At 57.7% G+C, this 17,961-nt stretch carries 19 protein-coding genes, 2 tRNA genes and 1 pseudogene; 12 read left to right on the top strand and 10 right to left on the bottom strand.

Annotated elements, in window-relative coordinates; all coding sequences use genetic code 11:
* Window positions 1–94: 94 nt before the first annotated feature.
* Window positions 95–493 (bottom strand): META domain-containing protein, encoded by a 399-nt coding sequence (locus ACY8FN_RS09760; protein ID WP_463099873.1) that lies wholly within the window; start codon window positions 491–493, stop codon window positions 95–97.
* A gap of 157 nt (window positions 494–650) precedes the next feature.
* Between ACY8FN_RS09760 and ACY8FN_RS09755 the strand changes: the two genes are divergently transcribed.
* Window positions 651–1,130, top strand: a complete 480-nt coding sequence (locus ACY8FN_RS09755) for a hypothetical protein (protein WP_463099872.1) — start codon at window positions 651–653, stop codon at window positions 1,128–1,130.
* Window positions 1,131–1,133: 3 nt separating this feature from the next.
* Here ACY8FN_RS09755 and ACY8FN_RS09750 read toward each other — a convergent pair whose 3' ends face one another.
* Together ACY8FN_RS09750 and ACY8FN_RS09745 are read right to left on the bottom strand one after the other, a co-directional pair.
* Complete coding sequence (locus ACY8FN_RS09750) at window positions 1,134–1,613, bottom strand: putative 4-hydroxy-4-methyl-2-oxoglutarate aldolase (RefSeq protein ID WP_463099871.1); 480 nt, start codon at window positions 1,611–1,613, stop codon at window positions 1,134–1,136.
* Between the two features lie 42 nt (window positions 1,614–1,655).
* On the bottom strand, window positions 1,656–2,063 hold the full coding sequence (locus ACY8FN_RS09745) for a DUF3293 domain-containing protein (RefSeq protein ID WP_463101153.1): 408 nt from the start codon (window positions 2,061–2,063) through the stop codon (window positions 1,656–1,658).
* Between the two features lie 396 nt (window positions 2,064–2,459).
* Here ACY8FN_RS09745 and arcA point away from each other — a divergent pair, with 396 nt between their 5' ends.
* Complete coding sequence (arcA, locus tag ACY8FN_RS09740; protein WP_042020749.1) at window positions 2,460–3,179, top strand: two-component system response regulator ArcA; 720 nt, start codon at window positions 2,460–2,462, stop codon at window positions 3,177–3,179.
* A 168-nt stretch (window positions 3,180–3,347) separates the two neighbouring features.
* Here the strand turns inward: arcA and ACY8FN_RS09735 are convergent.
* Window positions 3,348–3,422: transfer RNA gene (locus ACY8FN_RS09735), tRNA-Gly, on the bottom strand.
* Window positions 3,423–3,439: 17 nt separating this feature from the next.
* Window positions 3,440–3,513: transfer RNA gene (locus tag ACY8FN_RS09730), tRNA-Gly, on the bottom strand.
* Between the two features lie 201 nt (window positions 3,514–3,714).
* On the opposite strand from ACY8FN_RS09730, the gene cydD reads away from it, so the two are divergent.
* The 3 genes from cydD to rcsF all read left to right on the top strand — a co-directional run bounded on the left by cydD (window position 3,715) and on the right by rcsF (window position 7,863).
* Window positions 3,715–5,484 (top strand): heme ABC transporter permease/ATP-binding protein CydD, encoded by a 1,770-nt coding sequence (cydD, locus tag ACY8FN_RS09725; RefSeq protein WP_463099870.1) that lies wholly within the window; start codon window positions 3,715–3,717, stop codon window positions 5,482–5,484.
* Entirely contained in the window at window positions 5,477–7,207 is a 1,731-nt protein-coding gene (gene cydC / locus ACY8FN_RS09720) for a heme ABC transporter ATP-binding protein/permease CydC (protein WP_463099869.1), read from the top strand. Before cydD ends, cydC begins: the two co-directional genes overlap by 8 nt.
* Window positions 7,208–7,497: 290 nt before the next feature.
* A complete protein-coding gene (gene rcsF, locus ACY8FN_RS09715) occupies window positions 7,498–7,863 on the top strand; it encodes an Rcs stress response system protein RcsF (RefSeq protein WP_463101152.1) in 366 nt (121 codons plus the stop codon).
* Window positions 7,864–7,952: 89 nt separating this feature from the next.
* Here the strand turns inward: rcsF and ACY8FN_RS09710 are convergent, their stop codons facing one another.
* Complete coding sequence (locus tag ACY8FN_RS09710; RefSeq protein ID WP_463099868.1) at window positions 7,953–8,954, bottom strand: NAD-dependent epimerase/dehydratase family protein; 1,002 nt, start codon at window positions 8,952–8,954, stop codon at window positions 7,953–7,955.
* 211 nt (window positions 8,955–9,165) lie between these two features.
* Between ACY8FN_RS09710 and tsaA the strand changes: the two genes are divergently transcribed.
* Both tsaA and ACY8FN_RS09700 read left to right on the top strand, forming a co-directional pair.
* The gene (tsaA, locus tag ACY8FN_RS09705; RefSeq protein ID WP_463099867.1) at window positions 9,166–9,870 is read left to right on the top strand and encodes a tRNA (N6-threonylcarbamoyladenosine(37)-N6)-methyltransferase TrmO; all 705 of its coding nucleotides are present in this window, start codon (window positions 9,166–9,168) and stop codon (window positions 9,868–9,870) included.
* Window positions 9,871–10,185: 315 nt separating this feature from the next.
* On the top strand, window positions 10,186–10,734 hold the full coding sequence (locus ACY8FN_RS09700; RefSeq protein ID WP_139718560.1) for a cytochrome b: 549 nt from the start codon (window positions 10,186–10,188) through the stop codon (window positions 10,732–10,734).
* An 87-nt stretch (window positions 10,735–10,821) separates the two neighbouring features.
* Here ACY8FN_RS09700 and ACY8FN_RS09695 read toward each other — a convergent pair whose 3' ends face one another.
* The gene (locus tag ACY8FN_RS09695) at window positions 10,822–11,502 is read right to left on the bottom strand and encodes a bactofilin family protein (RefSeq protein WP_257123420.1); all 681 of its coding nucleotides are present in this window, start codon (window positions 11,500–11,502) and stop codon (window positions 10,822–10,824) included.
* 199 nt (window positions 11,503–11,701) lie between these two features.
* Between ACY8FN_RS09695 and ACY8FN_RS09690 the strand changes: the two genes are divergently transcribed.
* Complete coding sequence (locus ACY8FN_RS09690; RefSeq protein ID WP_461600260.1) at window positions 11,702–12,376, top strand: response regulator; 675 nt, start codon at window positions 11,702–11,704, stop codon at window positions 12,374–12,376.
* The gene (locus ACY8FN_RS09685; protein WP_463099866.1) at window positions 12,376–13,761 is read left to right on the top strand and encodes an ATP-binding protein; all 1,386 of its coding nucleotides are present in this window, start codon (window positions 12,376–12,378) and stop codon (window positions 13,759–13,761) included. Before ACY8FN_RS09690 ends, ACY8FN_RS09685 begins: the two co-directional genes overlap by 1 nt.
* A gap of 420 nt (window positions 13,762–14,181) precedes the next feature.
* Here the strand turns inward: ACY8FN_RS09685 and ACY8FN_RS09680 are convergent, their stop codons facing one another.
* Both ACY8FN_RS09680 and ACY8FN_RS09675 read right to left on the bottom strand, forming a co-directional pair.
* Window positions 14,182–14,577: a DUF2541 family protein gene (locus tag ACY8FN_RS09680; protein ID WP_240038525.1), complete on the bottom strand. Its 396-nt coding sequence runs from the start codon at window positions 14,575–14,577 to the stop codon at window positions 14,182–14,184.
* Between the two features lie 423 nt (window positions 14,578–15,000).
* Window positions 15,001–15,123: pseudogene (locus ACY8FN_RS09675) on the bottom strand (IS630 family transposase); the annotation flags it as partial.
* A gap of 167 nt (window positions 15,124–15,290) precedes the next feature.
* Between ACY8FN_RS09675 and ACY8FN_RS09670 the strand changes: the two are divergent.
* From ACY8FN_RS09670 to ACY8FN_RS09660, 3 genes are all read left to right on the top strand, one after another.
* Window positions 15,291–15,572, top strand: a complete 282-nt coding sequence (locus tag ACY8FN_RS09670; protein ID WP_101317248.1) for a putative quinol monooxygenase — start codon at window positions 15,291–15,293, stop codon at window positions 15,570–15,572.
* A gap of 144 nt (window positions 15,573–15,716) precedes the next feature.
* Window positions 15,717–16,145, top strand: a complete 429-nt coding sequence (locus ACY8FN_RS09665) for an N-acetyltransferase (RefSeq protein ID WP_463099865.1) — start codon at window positions 15,717–15,719, stop codon at window positions 16,143–16,145.
* 112 nt (window positions 16,146–16,257) lie between these two features.
* The gene (locus tag ACY8FN_RS09660) at window positions 16,258–16,515 is read left to right on the top strand and encodes a DUF3297 family protein (protein WP_068977037.1); all 258 of its coding nucleotides are present in this window, start codon (window positions 16,258–16,260) and stop codon (window positions 16,513–16,515) included.
* A 125-nt stretch (window positions 16,516–16,640) separates the two neighbouring features.
* Here the strand turns inward: ACY8FN_RS09660 and ACY8FN_RS09655 are convergent, their stop codons facing one another.
* Window positions 16,641–17,918, bottom strand: coding sequence for an NAD(P)/FAD-dependent oxidoreductase (locus ACY8FN_RS09655; protein WP_463099864.1), 1,278 nt, complete (start codon window positions 17,916–17,918; stop codon window positions 16,641–16,643).
* Window positions 17,919–17,961 lie beyond the last annotated feature (43 nt).

Raw genomic sequence — 17,961 nt, 5'->3', positions numbered from 1 at the left:
CCGGGCAGAGCGAAAATCTGGCCATAAAAACAGAGCCACCCGACGGGTGGCTCTGAACGTATGACCAGTGAGGGTCATCAAATACGGTATGCGGTTACTTGGTGGCAGGCATGGCGTTGAAGGTGAGCAGGGCTGCCTTGTTGGCATCGCTCAGGGTCAGCTGGTTACCGTTGATGGAGTAGGTCGCCACCTTCTCCAGCTTTTGCAGATAATCCATCTCTTTGTTCATATCATCACCGATGCACATCATGCGGGTTGCCCCCATGGCGCCCAGCGTCAAGACACCGTCACCCTGCTGGGTGATACCGCCAAAATAGCGGTTGCAGCCGCCCTTGCCCGCCACTTTGCCATCGGCAACTTGCAGGGTGAAGGTATCGCCGGTGGCGCCTTGCAGCTGCCAGCTGGATGCTTGCAGTTGAGCCATGTTGGAACCGGCTGCCATTGCGCAGCCTCCCAGAGCCAGCGCGGCCAGCAGAGTCAGTTTCTTGTTCATGGATTCACCTCTTAATAAATGGAGCCATCAATACGGCAGCCTGTTTATCATGGTCAGCGACCATGCTAAAGGATTTAATTGTGATCAAGCTTCACTTTACTCCCAACTGGCATGTGCCATGCTTAGGCTCAGTTCCGGACCCAGGGAGGGGAAAAGAATGGTCAAACAGCTCATCATCACACTGCTTGCATCCTGCGCCAGCATGGCCGTACAGGCCGCCGACTGGGCAGTGGTTCAGCCACAATCCAACCCGTCTCTTTATGTCAAAAGTTACTCGGGGGTGCTGCTCAACGGCCATAGCCATCGCAGCGACAGTTTTGATCTCTGGCTGGTCAATAGCGGCTATCAATATCCGGTGGTGGATGATGTGACCCTCTTTATGGAAGCGGGGCCAGCGGTGGCGGACCAAAATCGCCAATCGGGTTTCAATATGAGCTCAGGGGTACGTTACCAGCTATCACCCGAGCTCAATGTCGGCAGCCAGATCAAGCATCTCGACCTTACGCAGGGCAGCACCCTGCTGGAGCTCAATTCGAGCCTGCTGCTGACCCCAAGACTCTCCCTCACCGCCAACTATGGCGTCAGTGCCTTCACCGCGGATCAAGCATTGAGTCTCGGAGTCGGTTTCAACTTCTGATGATCACAGCAGCGGTGTGGCGCTCACCACCACGCCGTTGCGATCCGCATAGACGTAATCACCTTCGTGGATAGTCACCCCGGCAAAGCTGACCACGGTCCCTAACTCACCCAGCCCCCGCTTCTCGGTCTTGACTGGACAAGCAGCCAACGCCTTGACCCCGAGCGCCAGGGTTGCCAGAGTACCGACATCCCGCGCCGCGCCGTGGATCAGGATCCCTTCCCACCCCTGCTCCACCGCTTTGATGGCCAGTTGATCGCCAAGCAACGCCCGACGCAGCGAGCCGCCGCCGTCGATCACCATCACCTTGCCCTGGCCGGGTCGGGCCACCAGTTCCCGTACCAGACTGTTATCTTCGTAACAGGAGAGGGTCACGGCGCGACCATAGAAGATGGCCTTTCCACCAAAATCCTGAAACACCGGGTCGGCCACTTGCAGCAGGTCGCCGTGCTGATCACAGAGGTCGGGCAAGAGATCCAGCATGATTAGATTCCTTTCAGATACATGAAGGTGTTCATTCTTTCATCAGATGGCTTTTCTGGCAATCCAATGAGATTCAATGTAACCCAGACAAACAGTTGATTTATCAGTCAATACTGGTACCAACCAGAGCTGGCCATCCTCAACCCAATAGATGGCATGCTGGCCAAAGCGGGCCGCAACCTGACGGGCTTGCAGCAGGGATAGCGCCACTGCCAGCGATGACTCCTGCCAACGTTCGCTCGGGTCAGATCCCCAAAACGGACCCGCCACAGGCACCTGCAGTTCCAACGTCAACAGACGCCACAGTGCCCGTTCCCGCCGTCGATTGCGCCGCTCACCGATCTGCTGACTGGCAGGGTTCCAGGCGGTGATGATGGCAAACCCAGGCCAGCATGGTGTCTCAAATGGCGCGATAAAGCAGATTTTCTTGTAGTTTTCCCACAAAATCATGTCAATCACATGTTACATTCCATTACATTTCATATAGGCGAAAACTGGGTTCAGGCCAAGTATGATGCCGCTATGCCAGGGTTTGACCTATATCAAAACAGAGTTAAAAAGTTGCTATCTGACAGCAAAGAGTGTTGTTATGCTCCTGTTAACTGATAAAATGCGGCCACTTTCGTAATGGATGACCTTTCCAGGTTCTGCTCGACCAGAGTTGTCGAGAACCTATAAGTGGCACAGGGATACTTGCCGGTACCAATGCCTAATTCGCGATATTCCGACCTGACACGCATACCCAGGATGACGTAATAAATTTTCAGGATCCGTCAGGAAATCGGTTTGAAACGCCAAAGAGTGTTAAATTTAAGATAATTAACTGATAAGAATCTGGGAATACTCATGCAAACACCACACATTCTGATCGTCGAAGACGAACTGGTCACACGTAATACCCTGAAAAGCATCTTCGAAGCAGAAGGCTACGCGGTTCTTGAAGCCAATAATGGCGATGAGATGCATCAAGCTCTCACCTCCCACACCATCAATCTGGTGATCATGGACATCAACCTGCCAGGCAAGAATGGCCTGTTGCTGGCTCGTGAGCTGCGTGAAAACGACAACATCGCTCTGATGTTCCTGACCGGTCGCGACAACGAAGTGGATAAAATTCTGGGCTTGGAGATCGGCGCGGATGATTACATCACCAAGCCGTTCAACCCCCGCGAGCTGACCATCCGTGCCCGTAACCTACTGAGCCGCACCATGAACGTGGCAGCCGGTGGCGAAGAGAAGAAGCTGGTTGAGCGTTACCTGTTCAACAGCTGGGCACTGGATATCAACAGCCGCGCACTGGTCAGCCCGACTGGCGACATGTTCAAGCTGCCGCGCTCCGAGTTCCGCGCCATGCTGCACTTCTGCGAAAACCCGGGCCAGATTCAGACCCGTGCCGAACTGCTCAAAAAGATGACCGGCCGTGAGCTCAAGCCCCATGACCGTACTGTCGATGTGACCATCCGTCGCATTCGCAAGCACTTCGAAAGCGTCAATGACACCCCGGAGATCATCGCCACCATCCACGGCGAAGGCTACCGTTTCTGTGGTGAGCTGGAGCAGGAATAAGCTCTCGCTACGCGGTTGATCTGAAAAGGCGCCCTCGGCGCCTTTTCTGTCTCTGCGGTTTCCCTTAATGCAGAGATACCGCAGAGAAACGGCGAGCGTTGCGTCAAACGGTGAACAAGATGAAAAACAAAAAGCCCACTCGCAGGAGTGGGCTGTTTGTTTTGAAGCTGGAGCGGGCAGCGGGAATCGAACCCGCATCATCAGCTTGGAAGGCTGAGGTAATAGCCATTATACGATGCCCGCCTGGCATCTGAAATTGTTGGAGCGGGTGATGGGAATCGAACCCACGTATGCAGCTTGGGAAGCTACCGTTCTACCATTGAACTACACCCGCGTCAGGGCTCTTACTATATGCATTTTGCCGCCGAGCGCAATGCCGCATTTGCCACTTTTTTCAATAAATCAATCTGTTCGGACAAGGATTGAGCAGTCGGTTGCTTTTTCAAGCAAACATTTTCAGCACAGATAATTTACAAGGTTGCCAAGGCCAAACGGCAAGGATAGTCTTGCGCCACTCGACGCGAGGATGGTGGTAATGGATAAAAAAACGCAAAAACGTCTCTATGGCTGGTTGCGCAAGCAATCGAGTCACGGTCGCCGCTGGATCAGTCTCTCCATCGCTTTTGGCCTGGGTCAAGGCATGCTGATGGTGGCACAAGCCTGGTTGCTGGCAACCCTGCTACACCGCTTTATTATCGAGGGCTCAACTCCCGAACAATCCATCACGCTCTTTATTACCCTGCTGCTGGTGACCCTTGGCAAGGCAGCGCTGGCCTATGGCCGCGAAGTTGCCAGTTTCAAAGCGGGCAGCGCGGTGCGCCAGACCATCCGCCAGCTGGTGCTCACCCGCCTTAGCCGGCTTGGCCCCGCCTATATCCAGCGCCGCCCGGCCGGTAGCTGGGCCAGCCTGTTGCTGGAACAGATAGAAAACATGCAGGATTTCTTCTCCCGCTATCTGCCGCAGATGGCCATCGCCGTCTTTATTCCGGTGGTGATTCTGGTGGCGGTATTCCCGGTCAACTGGGCGGCTGGATTGATCTTGCTCGGTACCGCACCCCTTATCCCATTTTTCATGATCCTGGTAGGGGTCGGCGCTGCTGATGCCAACCGCCGCAACTTTCAGTCGCTGGCCCGCCTCTCTGGCCACTTCCTTGATCGCCTGAAAGGGCTGCGCACCCTGCAGCTCTTTATGCGCACTCAGGCAGAAGGAGAAGCGATCCACGATGCCTCGGAAGATTTTCGCGAGCGCACCATGGAAGTGCTGCGCCTTGCATTTCTCAGTACCGCCGTGCTGGAATTTTTTGCCGCCCTCTCGGTAGCACTGGTCGCCGTCTACTTCGGCTTCTCTTATATCGATCACCTCAATTTTGGCCACTATGGCGGCAAGGTCACCCTCTTTACCGGCCTGTTCGTGCTGTTTCTCGCCCCCGAGTTCTACGCACCGCTGCGGGAACTGGGCGCCCACTACCACGCCAAGGCACAGGCCATCGGCGCCGCCGAGCAGTTGCTGGAGTTCCTCGAAGCCGAGGTGAGCGAACCCGCTGCAGGCAACACCCCGTTCCAGGCCGACAGCCCGGTCAAGGTAGAAGCCAAAGGGCTTGAGGTGCTGAGCGCCGAGGGCAAGGTACTGGTCGGCCCCATCGACTTCACCCTTGAGGCCGGTTCGCGCACCGCCCTCATCGGCGTCAGCGGCGCAGGCAAAAGCTCGCTGGTCAATGCCCTGCTTGGCTTTGCCCCCTATCGCGGCGAGCTCAAGGTGAACGGGCAGGAACTGGCCACCCTCGACATGACCCAGTGGCGATTGCAATTGGGCTGGCTCTCGCAAAACCCGCAGCTGTTCCACGCCTCCTTGCGTGACAACCTGCTGCTGGCCAAGCCAACGGCCAGTGACAGCGAGCTGGAAGATGCCCTGAAACGGGCACAGGCGTGGGAATTTGCCATGGAAAAAGGGCTCGACTATCCGGTTGGCGATCAGGCGGGTGGCCTCTCGGTCGGTCAGGCCCAGCGTCTCGCGCTGGCGCGAACCCTGCTCAAATCAACCCAGCTGATGGTGCTGGACGAACCGACCGCCAGTCTTGATCGCCACTCCGAGCGCGCCATCATGACCACCCTGGAACAGGTCATCGCCAACCAGACCCTGCTGATGATCACCCACCGCCTCGATCAGCTCACCAAGATGGATCAAATCCTGGTGCTGGAACGCGGCCAACTGGTGGAACAAGGCAGCTTCCAACAATTAAGTCAGGCAGAGGGGCCCTTTGCCCACCTGCTGTCCCAACGTACCGGGGGTTCTCTCGATGACTGATCTGTTGCCATTTCTGCGCCTCTATCGCCAACACTGGCTCAGCCTCACCATTGGCCTGCTGCTGGCACTGGTGACCCTGGCCGCTGGCATGGGGCTGCTATCCCTCTCCGGCTGGTTCCTCTCCGCCGCCGCCGTGGCGGGTATGACAGTTGCGAGCACCCATGCCTTTAACTACATGACCCCGGCTGGCGGCGTACGTTTCTTCTCCATCATCCGCACCGCCGGTCGTTGGGGTGAGCGGGTGGTGAGCCACGATGCCACCTTCCGGGTGCTGACCCGACTGCGGGTCTGGTTCTGGCAAAAACTCTCGCCGCTCTCCACCGGCACCCTGGCCGGTTTTCGTCAGGCGGATCTGCTCAACCGGCTGGTGGCCGACATCGATGCGATGGATCACGTCTATCTGCGGCTAATCACCCCCATCGGCGCGGCCCTGCTTAGCTGTGCTGGCTTGGTCTTCTTCCTGTCGTTTTTCGATAGCCGCCTCGCCCTCACCCTCGGTGCCATTTTGCTGTTTGGGATGATCGCCCTGCCGCTGGTGTTCTACTTCCTCGGTCGACGCCCTGGTCAGGCACTGATTGCCGAGAAATCGACCCTGCGCACCCGGCTGGTGGACTATCTGGACGGTCAGGCCGAACTGCAGATGTTTGCCGCCGCCCCCAAGGCACTGGTTGAACTGCAACAGGCCGAACAGGCACTGCTCGCCGCACAGGCACGGATGGCCAAGGTGAGCGGCTTGGCCAACTTCTCGGTGCAGCTGCTGAGCGGCTGGACCCTGACCCTGATGCTCTGGCTGGCTGGTCATGGGGTGGCGGGTGCTGCGCCCGACCCCATTACCGCACTGATGGTGTTTGCCACCCTGGCAAGCTTCGAGGCGCTGATGCCGCTGGCGGGCGCCTTCCAGCACCTCTCCACCAGCCTCACCTCGGCCCGTCGTTTGAATGAAATTTTGCAAGAGGCCAAGGCCCCCGAGTGGGGCGACGAGCAGACCCACGCTACCGGTGGCGCCCTGCAGATCAGTGACCTCTACTTCGGCTATCCCGGCAACCCCCAGCCGGTGCTGCGCGGCTGCACCCTGCAACTGCAAGCGGGCCAAAAGCTGGCGCTGCTGGGTCAGACCGGTTGCGGCAAATCGACCCTGATGGGGCTGTTGACCCGGGAGTGGAACCCGCAGGCGGGCAAGATCCTGCTCGATGGCAAACCGCTCACCGACTACAGCGAAGGGGCACTGCGCGCCTCCATCTCGGTAGTGAGCCAGCGGGTGCACCTGTTTGCCGATACCCTGCGCGGCAACCTCAAGCTGGCCGCACCAGCAGCCACTGATGAGCAGCTGGTTGCGGTACTGACTCAGGTCGGGCTGGCCAATCTGCTGGAAGATGAGGCGGGCCTCAACGCCTGGCTGGGTGACGGCGGCAGGCCGCTCTCCGGTGGCGAGCGTCGCCGCATCGGTCTTGCCCGTGCCCTGCTGCACGATGCGCCGCTCTGGCTACTCGACGAACCGACCGAAGGGCTCGACAGCAAGACCGAGCGGGAGATCATGGACCTGCTGTTCAAGCTGGGGGCGGATCGCGCCCTGCTGCTGATTTCACATCGCTTGTTGGGGATGGAGCAGATGGACCGGATTGCCCTGATGGAAGAGGGACAGATCCGCCTCTGCGCCCCTCACCAAGAGCTGCTGTCGGATGATTACTACCGTAGCCTCTATCAGCGGCTGGCTCCGGTCTGAGATATGACAGGTAGGAGGAGGGTCGCCTCTGGCTGTGCCCCCCACCACTACATGAGCGGCTGGCGGATGATTACTACCCCAATTAATCTCTCTACCAGCGGCTGGCTCCGGTTTGATATCTGTCTGATATCAAACTGATGGGGGTCACACCCTGACACCCGGGCGCAAAACGGGGCTGGTCGCCACAGGCGGCTGGCCCCTATAATGTCCCCCTCATTATTCAACAAGATGCCGACATGGATCGCCTGCGCCTTTCTACTGTCTTCATCGCCGACACAAGATACGAGATGATGAAACGCCTGATCCTGATGATGCCCCTGATTGCCTCCGGTTGTGCCAACTACGCCTTTAACAGCAATCTGGATAAAGAGAACTTCAGCGACTACTTCAAACCCGGTAGCGTGCGCATCTACGAACAAGATGAGCTGGCTGACCTCAACTACCTCTACCTCGGCACCATCGAGGGTGAATCCTGCCAGGCCGATGCCAAGCAACCGGCGCCCAACGCCGGTGATGCCCGCACTCTGGCTCGCCGCCGCGCCGCCGACATGGGCGGCAACGGCGTCACCATCGACAAGTGCGCCGAATTCAGCGACACCCCGGGTTGCCTGAAACAGGTGATCTGCTACGGACAGGCGCTGAAAGTGGCCGAATAGCAGTAACAGGCCCACGGCTTTTCATAACAAAACGGGCACGCCATCGCGTGCCCGTTTTGTTACTGCACTCTTTGTTACTGCGCTCTCCGTCACGGTAAGCGGCTGGCGACCACTAGCTGCTGGCGCAACTGCGCCTCTTGCGCCATGGTCAGGCCACTGACCACCGATCCGGCGGCAGGCTCGATGGCCAACCAGTTGGCCAGATCGACAGCCGTCTCCTCCAACGGACGGAAGTTCAACCCGTGGACGATGGCCGCCTCGGCACTGACAGCGCCGTAACCGGCAAACTCCGCCTGCTCGCAAGGCAGCAAGGTGGGATAGCTCTGCCAGGGTTCGATACCGGCCGCCATCAGGGTGGGCCAAGGCAGCCACTCGGGCTGGATGGGTCTGGCTGGCGGCAAGCGGGCGCTCAGCCGCTCCAGCCAGTCGCTCAGGGTAATGCCGGGTTTGAGCAGGTTGAAGATACCCCCCAGCTGCTGCTCGGCGGCGCGCAATACAAATTCGGCGCAATCGCGCACATCGAGATACTGCAAGCGATCCTCACCACTGCCCGGCAGCAACCAGGGCCCGCCCTGCTGCACCCGCCTCACCCACCACGCCATCCGACCGGTGGGATCATGGGGGCCGCACAGCACGCCCGGGCGCAGGATGCAGAGCCGCTCGCCCCAGCGGGCACGATACTCGGCCTCGCACAATACCTTGAGGGGGCCATAGTCGCTGGGCATTTCGCCTGCGGGGATAGGGTGCAGCGGCGCCGACTCATCCATGCCCGGCAGTGAAAAATCGCGATAGACGCTGATGGTGGAGATAAAGATCAGCCGTTCACAGCGCCCGAGCAAGGCCGCCGAGAGGCTCGCTGCCTGTTCGGGGCGATAGCAGCAGGTGTCAATGGCCAGATCCCAGCGCAACCCCGCGCCTTGCAGCGCTCCCAGATCCTTGTCTCGATCACCGGTGAGTTGCACCAGATCAGGCCAATCAGGGTGCTGACGCTGACCACGATTGAACAGGGTCACTTGATGACCCCAATTCAGCGCCAGCGTAGTGAGGTGGCGACCCAAAAAGCCGGTGCCACCGATAATCAGCAGTTTCATCCCTCTCCCTCCCCTTCGACGCCCGTGGGCGCATTTCATCCTGATACTCCCGTTGCCTCCACCCTACGCAACTTGACGGTACGGCACAGCCCCCGACTGGCCGGGATGGGACAAGGATCACGGCAGGGCAGCAGAAATGGGGTTGTGAGGCAGAGCCTGCGTTTTGGGGCAGCCTGTGCTAAATTGCCGGGGTTTTCAGTCAGGATCCGCCATGAAGTTCGAAATCGACACCCTCGGGATTATCCGCTCTCCCTACAAGGAGAAGTTCGCCATCCCTCGCCAGCCCGGTCTGGTCAAATCGGCCCGCGCCCGCCTCGAGCTGCTCCCCCCTTACGATCAGCCGGATGTGCTGCGCGGCATCGAGCAGTTCTCCCATCTGTGGCTCAGCTTCGTCTTTCACCAGACCATGGCGCAGGGCTGGCACCCGACGGTACGCCCGCCGCGCCTGGGCGGCAACGAACGGGTCGGCGTCTTTGCCACCCGCTCCACCTTCCGCCCCAACCCCCTCGGTCTCTCGGTAGTCGAGTTGCACGGGGTTGGCCGCGAGCGGGGCAATCTGTGGCTGGAGCTTGGGGCGGTGGACCTGCTCGATGGCACCCCCATCGTCGATATCAAACCCTATATCCCCTATGCCGACAGCCTGCCGGATGCCCGCGGCGGCTTTGCCCCCGATGCCCCCACCCCGCCGCTGGCGGTGAGTTTCAGTGCCGAGGCCGAGCAGCAGCTGCAACCCTGGCTCAAGGCCCATCCCGAGCTGCGCCTGTTGGTGAGCGAAGTGCTGGCGCAAGATCCCCGCCCCGCCTACAAGAAGGGCAAACCGGATGAGAAGGAGTACGGGGTGCGGCTGTTTGACTGCAACGTCCGTTTTCGTATCAGCGAACCGGATTGCGTGGTGCTGGCCATCGAGCCCGCCTGATCCTTGGCGGGTGCGAAAGGTCATCCGCCATCGCGGATGCTATTTCACGCCGCCTATTTCACGCCTTCTTCACGTCACAAAGGGCTTAATGAGCCTGTAAATTGTGTGGCATTGATCAGACTATCCACCCGGTTGCCAGTGATACCATGCAGACAGGAGAGGGCATCTCCCCTCTGACTGCAGCCAGCGGCAGGCTGCCGATTGATGGCTAGCGTGGCAGCCCGGCTGTTGCCGCCAAGGGATCTGGCCTCGCCCCGACACGTTTGAGTGCGGGGATGCCACACGGATGTGACAACACTTCGAAGGAACAAACCTATGCTGATGAACAGTGAAAAACGCTACGGCACCCTGAGTATCGGGCTGCACTGGCTGACCCTGGTGGCGATGATCGCCGTCTACGCCCTGATCGAATTTCGCGACATCTTCCCCAAAGGGGACCCGGGCCGCGACCTGATGAAGCAGTGGCACTTTATGCTGGGGCTGCTGATCTTCGCCCTGGTGCTTGTCAGGCTGGTTGTGCGCAGGATGAGCCCGACACCCCGTATCGTGCCCGAGCTCTCGCCAATGATGCACAAGCTGGCCACCCTCGCCCACCTCGCCCTCTATGGCTTTATCATTCTCACTCCGCTATTTGGCTGGCTGCTGCTGAGCGCCGCCGGCAAGCCCATCCCCTTCTTCGGGCTTGAGCTGCCTGCCCTGCTCGCCCCCAACCCGGATCTCAAGGGGCTGATCAAGGAGGTGCACGAAACCCTCGGCGATGTCGGCTATGCCCTGATCGGCCTGCACACGGTGGCAGCCCTCTATCACCACCATATTCTCAAAGACAACACCCTCACCAATATGCTGCCGCCGCGCCGCAGCTAACGAAAAACAGGAAAACGCAGAGGGGGCCATCGTGGCCCCCTCTCTGTTTTCCTGAACAACCGTCATCTGCACAGCTGGCAAACGGCATCACGCCTGCTTGGCCAGCTCCTCGGTCGGCTTGCCTTTCGGCTCGTGCGGCAGCTTTTTCACATTGCTCTTGCTCTCCGGCAGCTTGCTCCCGGATGAACTGTTTTCAGACAAGGCTTGCAACACGGGATCGGCCTTGCCGGCCACGGTGGGCTGGGACTGGCCAACAAAGTTGCCGCCCTTGCAGATGGAGAGACTGCCCCCCTTGAAGATCCCCTGCATCTTGCCGCTCTCCAGGATCTCCACCTCGGCGGAGGTACAGGTGCCTTCCAGCAGACCATTGATGATCACGTGGGGAGCACTCACCTCTCCCTCAACACTGCCGCCCTGCATGATGCGCAGCACACCACCGATGAGCTGGATGGTGCCATTGATCTGACCGCGCACCTCCAGATCCCCCTCAACCTGCAACTCGCCCTTGAAGCGGGCACCGGCTGCAATCACAGTGGCGCCGGCCGACCCAGTAGCCACACCACCTTTGTTTCTTCCAAACATCCGTACTCTCTCCACCAACCACACAAGCAGAACCAGCGGCATCGGCGCCACTGGCCACAGAAAACAGGGCGACCCCAGCACGTAGAGCAGCAAGGCAGCCCCCCAGCAGAGCCAGACAATATAGAGGAGGTCGCTGCGCTCACGCTGTTGCAGTCGCGCCAGCAGCCTCCCGGCCATCTCTCTCATCACATCAAACCTTTCGCAGCATGGCTGCCGACCAGCATGCCATCGACAACCCGGACCATGGTTAAACGACCAGTTGGCGCGAACTCTGAAGTCCCGCTGATTCAGTCCCGATACAGCCGGGATGCATTAGGATTCGAATTGACTCGAAGCGACATACACTTTCTAATTGACAGCCTGGATCCCTATGACCGCTCACATCATGAAAATTCTGTTGGTCGAAGACGACAAGCTGCTCAATCACCACCTCTCCTCTCTGCTGACCGAAGCCGACAATCAGGTCTACAGCACCGACCAGGCCGGGATTGCACTGCACTACGCCGCCGACTATCCCATTGATGTGGCCATCATCGACCTCGGTCTGCCCGATATGGACGGCCTGCAACTGATCCGGCAACTGCGTGAACGGCAGATCCCCTTCCCCATCATTGTGCTGACCGCCCGTGGCAACTGGCAGGACAAGGTCGAAGGACTGGAAGCAGGTGCTGATGACTATCTGGTCAAACCGTTCCAGAAAGATGAGCTGCTGGCCCGACTCAATGCGCTGGTGCGCCGCAGTGCCGGCTTTATTTCACCCAAGGTGAAGGCCGGTGATTATGAGCTGGACCTCTCCCGCAAGGAGCTGACCATCGCCGGTGAAGTATCTGTGCTCACCAGCTTTGAATACCTCATTCTGGAGTACCTGATGCGCAACGCCCGTCAGGTGGTCTCCAAGCAGCAACTGCTCGACCAGCTCTACGGTGATGGCGAAGGGGACCCCAACACCATAGAGGTGATGGTAAGCCGCCTGCGCAAGAAGCTGGATCCGGAAGGGACAATTCAACCCATCTCCACCATCCGGCGTCAGGGCTACATCTTCAACCTCTCGTGTAACTGATGCTGTCTCATCTGCCGCGCCCCATCAAGATGATCCATCGCTCCCTGCACATCAAACTGCTGCTCAGCTCGCTGCTGGTCATCGCGCTGAGCATGGGGTTTGCGGTGTATGCCCTCTATATTGGTCACATCGAGGAGCAGACCCAAAAAGCCAGCGCCCGGATGCAGGAGAACCTGGCCAAGCTGTTCTCCTCCACCGAACCGGACGACAAGGGGCCCACCGTCGAACTGGGGCGAATGTCCCGCAATGCCGGCGATCGCAACCTCGATACCCTGATCTGCCGGGCGGATGGAGACCTTGTCTGGTCCAGCCTCCATATGCCGGAAGTGATCAAGGCCAAACAGACCATCTGCGTTGATTTGATGCGCTACCTTGGGGGGATGGATCTCGACTACTTCTTCAAGAAGCACACCATCAAGAATGGCGAGAGCTACTTCGTCTACAGCCTGCGCTTTATCCGCAATCCCGGCAGCGGCACCACCGCCTACTACGTGGTGATGATCGACTCGGCCAAGCGCTATCACGCCGAATCCCGCGCCTACCTCTACCAGATTGCCCGTCAGGCCCTGCTCGCCTACCTGCTGCTGGCCGGGCTGCTGCTGATCACCACCTTCTGGAGTCTCGGCTCCCTGCGCACCATTGCCCGCCAGATCGACGATATCCGGGCTGGCAAACGGGATGCCCTCTCCAATGAATTTGAGCGAGAACTGGCCCCCTTGACCGACTCGGTCAACCAGCTGCTGGAGAACGAACGCCAGCAGACCCAGCGCTACCAGCACGCCCTCAACGATCTCGCCCACAGCCTGAAAACCCGGCTGGCGCTGATCCAGATGACCACCCAGGAGATCAAGCTGGGGCGGGAGATCCACGACAACATCAACGAACAGATCCTCACCATGGATCAGATGATCCAGTACCAGCTCAGACGCGCCGTCACCGGCCGTCAGCGCCTTGCCAGCAAGGGCTCCGAACCGGTGCCGCTGATTGAAAAGCTGCTGGCCAGCCTGACCAAGGTCTATCGCCACAAGAAGCTGCAAACCCACTTCAAGTTCGACGACGACGCCCTGTTTCACGGCGAACAGGGCGACCTGATGGAGCTGATGGGCAACCTGCTCGACAACGCCTGCAAGTTCGCCATCAGCGAGATCCGGGTGACAGTGTCTCGCCACCTTGAACGGCTGCATATCGAAGTGGAAGATGATGGCCCCGGCATAGACCCAGCCAAATCGGTGCAGATCTTCCAGCGCGGCGTCCGTGCCGACAGCTCCCCCGGACAGGGCATAGGGCTGGCGGTAGTGACCGAGATCGTCCACAGCTACGGCGGCCAGATCCGGGTCGATGAATCCCCCCTCGGCGGCGCCCGCTTTACCCTGGATCTGCCCTGATCGGCATGGCCCTACGCAGCCAAGCCAGTGATTGCCCTACCAAGGCCCCCGACATCGGGGGCCTTGTCTTTTCTGCACGGCGATCGATTTAATTTATTGATACGGAATTGATTATCGCCCTTCTACCATCTCATTACAGGTTACAAGCGGTATGATGGTTTTACGGTAAACAGCCTCTCACGGGAGGTCACGTTAATGATGAATACAATATTATGAAGATCGTTGGAATGTCTGTTCTACCGACTTTATTACAATATATCTAATTAACACTAAGACATGAGATAGGAGTTAAAGTGGCTGCATGGATATTCTATAAAGGGGCGGTCTAAGCTAGATTTAATTTACATCAATATTAACGATATTTAAATTAAGATGCCCCTGACTTAGAAGGGACATCTTAATTTTATTTTTATTTATTTTTTAATTTCGGCCAAATACTTTGATACCACCGGTACTACGTTCAGAACTACCATACACCTTAATGGAGTCTACGCAACGCTCGGAACCCAAGGAACGCCATTCTGTTTCCTTATTCTCGCGAATCTCTCTATTAAAGTTAATGGTGCGCTTACCGCCATTATTGAAAGTAACGACCATACGCTTTATGTTAACATCACGTTCAGCCTTAATCTTTATTGCATCGGTCATCCGACATGCTGGTATGGGGATTGTGGCTACGCGGCCACCATCCAATAGCACGGTACGACCAAGTGTAAACTGCCCCCCAGCATGAACAGTGGTTGCAGCCAGCAGCAATACACTACCAAGCAGGGCTCGGTTAGACATAGAACGACTTAATATTAATTTCATAAACATGATTTCTCCAATAAAACTTAGAGCACCATAATAATAACAACCATAACTGGAGCTGAACGAGCTTTAAATGCAAAATTAAAACCCACTTATATTCACACCTTTATGTGTTACCGGTAACATTAACAACACCACGACAATATATCTTGTATTTTCACGAGCTGATTAAATAGATTCCTATTAAATTAATCAACGCTCCTGGTTTAAACCATATGTTGGCAGCTGACCGGTATGAATTGGTCACCCTTTATTTACTCACAACATAAGCCTTTTATTATACCGAGGCATATTACTCATACATTACGCTGTTGAATAAATCTCATTGTTTCACGGCTGACCATCTGAGCCAGCCAAGCGTGTCAGCTATCGCTAAGGAAGGTGAAGACAAGTCCCTGATGTGAGATCATTGAGCCCCACTTGGAATTAGCGTCCTTCATGTAACAGCAAGATTACCATCAGGCGACGAGCATGCCCCTTATCACGTGTGGCATGGATGATTTTGTGAATGCGGCGCCGTTGTGGTCGTACCTGGGGTGGTAAGATAGGCATCAACTCAGTCCTTTGGGTGTGGCTTGTTTTGTTTGGTGACTAATCAGATCGCACAAACTGGACTGAGTTCCCTTTTTCCGGTGATCTACTATTCTAGACAGCTATTTAGTAAAACATAAAGACGCTCAATAAAGCTAAGTTAGCCCATGCAAAAGATAGGATAAATAATGAAAAAAGTGATATTGAGTGGTTTTATTATCGTACCACTCTCTGATTTGGCAGTCGTTCATGATGAACTTGATAATCATATTTTTCTCACACATTCTGAAGCAGGCTGCCTGATCTTTGAGGTGACTCAAGACCAACTCAATCCATGCCGCTTCAATGTCTATGAAGAGTTTGCTGATCAGGCTGCTTTTCAAGCGCACCAAGCCAGAGTCAAATCCTCCCGTTGGGGGGAAATAACCGTCAATGTCGAGCGTCACTATACAGTGACGGAGATGGCATAAATAACAACCTTGCCGGACTGACCAAAGCGGTCAACCGGCGCAATCCCTGCGCTCTCGCTCATCTCTACCGCGAATGCCCGATTACGCTGCGCTAATCGAGCCTACGTCATTGCGTTACTTCCACTCTTTGTAATTGAGGCCACTATGATCCGCCCATTATCTACCACCGATTTGGATGCCGCCGTCGAGCTCTGGTATCAGGCATCGCTGCAAGCCCACGACTTTATTCCCGCCACTTTTTGGCGCGAGCAACGGGCGGCGATGCGCGATATTTACCTGCCCGCCAGCGAGAGCTGGGTCTATGAGGAGGATGGCCAACTGCTGGGCTTTATCTCCTGGTATCAGGGGTCTGTCGCAGCGCTGTTTATCTCCCCTGACCAGCAGTCACACGGGCTGGGTCGTCAATTGCTCGAACACCTCAAGACACAATATGAGCGGCTCGCGTTGACGGTTTACGCAGAGAATGAGCAGGCGCGCCGCTTCTATTGCCGCAACGGTTTTAAAGAGGGTGAGTCGCAATTGTGCGCGCACAGCGGCCGCCCCGAACTGATGATGCATTGGCAACGGGGATAATCGGATCGCCAATAGTGATGGCGGGCACGCTGTGTCTGTTTTTTGGCCGCCTTGAATGCCATGACGGCATTCTCTACAATGACGCACTTTTTATTCATTTCAGGTCATATCGATGAGCGATACCAACACCAAACCAGCACTGCCGGATCACCTTGCAGGCAACCCGCGTAGCCCACACCATGTTGCTGAGTGCTTCGAACACCACATTGGTATTCGCCTCAACGGCAAAGAGCGCACCGATGTCGAAGAGTACTGCATCAGCGAAGGCTGGGTGAAGATCCCCTCCCCCAAGGCGCTGGATCGCCGTGGTCAGCCAATCCTGATCACCCTCAAAGGCACCGTTGAAGCCTACTATATCGAAGAGGTTTAACCGCCACTGTCTGTTGCCCGGGCTTATCAAGCCAGCGGCGTCAGTCAGCGCCGTTAACGACCAAGGCCACCTCGCGGTGGCCTTGTTGTTTCTGGCGTCGGTTCAGATCCGTTGCTGGGCGGTGCTTATACCCCCAAGCGGTCACGCAGGCTGTACCAGGCAGCGCCCGCGGCGGTGAAGGGGATACGGAACAGGCGGCCACCCGGGAAGGGGTAGTGCGGCAGCTTGGCAAAGGCATCGAAACGCTCCGCCTGACCGCTCAGCACTTCGGAGAGCAGTTTGCCCGCCAGATGGGTGTAGGTGACACCGTGGCCGCTGTCGCCCTGCATGTAGTAGATGTTGGGGCCGATGCGGCCAAACTGCGGCAGCCGTGACAGGGTGAGCAGGAAGTTGCCGGTCCAGGTGTACTCCACCTTGACCCCCGCCAGTTGCGGGAAGGTCTTGAGCATCTTGGGGATGATCAGCCGTTCGATATCCGCCGGATCCCGCGCGCCATAGACCACGCCGCCGCCATAGAGCAGCCGGTGATCACCGGAGGTGCGGTAGTAGTCGAGCAGGTAGTTGCAATCCTCCAGGCAGTAGTTTTGCGGCAGCAGTGAACGGGCTCGCTCCTCCCCCAGCACTTCGGTGGCGATCACCTGGGTGCCGCAGGGCATGCTCTTGGCGGCGAGCGCAGGCACCAGATTGCCAAGGTAGGCGTTGCCCGCCACCACCACAAAGCGCGCCTTCACCGCCCCCTTGGCGGTTTTGACCAGTGCCGGTTGACCCGGGGTGATGCTGGTGACGGCGGACTGTTCGAAGATCTGCCCACCCAGCATGCGGATCGCTTCGGCTTCTCCCAACGCCAGATTGAGGGGGTGGATATGGCCGCCGCTCTTGTCGAGCAGGGCGCCGACGTAGCGATCGCTCGCTACCACCTCGCGCACCCCCTTGGCGTCGAGCAGCTCCAGTTGATCGTTGCCCCACTTTTGCCAGCGCACCTGCTGGGCCTTGAGCTCGTGCAGCTGCTTCTCGGTCTCGGCGGCAAAAACGCCCCCCTGCTGCAGATCGCACTGGATGTGGTAGCGCTCGATCCGCTCGCGGATGATCTGGGCCCCCTCAAACAGCATGGAACCGAGCAGCCTGGCCTGATCCGGCGGGCAGTTCGCTTCTATGGTGTCGATGTCGCGACTGTAGGAGTTGACGATCTGGCCACCATTGCGGCCGCTGGCGCCAAAGCCGACTCGCACCGCCTCCAGCACCACCACCTTGTAACCCTTCTCCACCAGATGCAGGGCACTGGAGAGGCCGGTATAGCCCGCCCCGATGATGCAGACATCGCACTCCAGCTGCTCGGTCAGTGTCGGGTAGGGCGCGTGTTTATTGGCGCTGGCTGCGTAGTAACTGTTTACATGTTCGGTCATGATCCCTGTTTCCTTACCGGTTCTATTGCCAAACTACTGCCTA

Source organism: Aeromonas sp. 160P, assembly GCF_055193095.1.
This window is presented reverse-complemented; position numbering and strand designations above follow the sequence as displayed.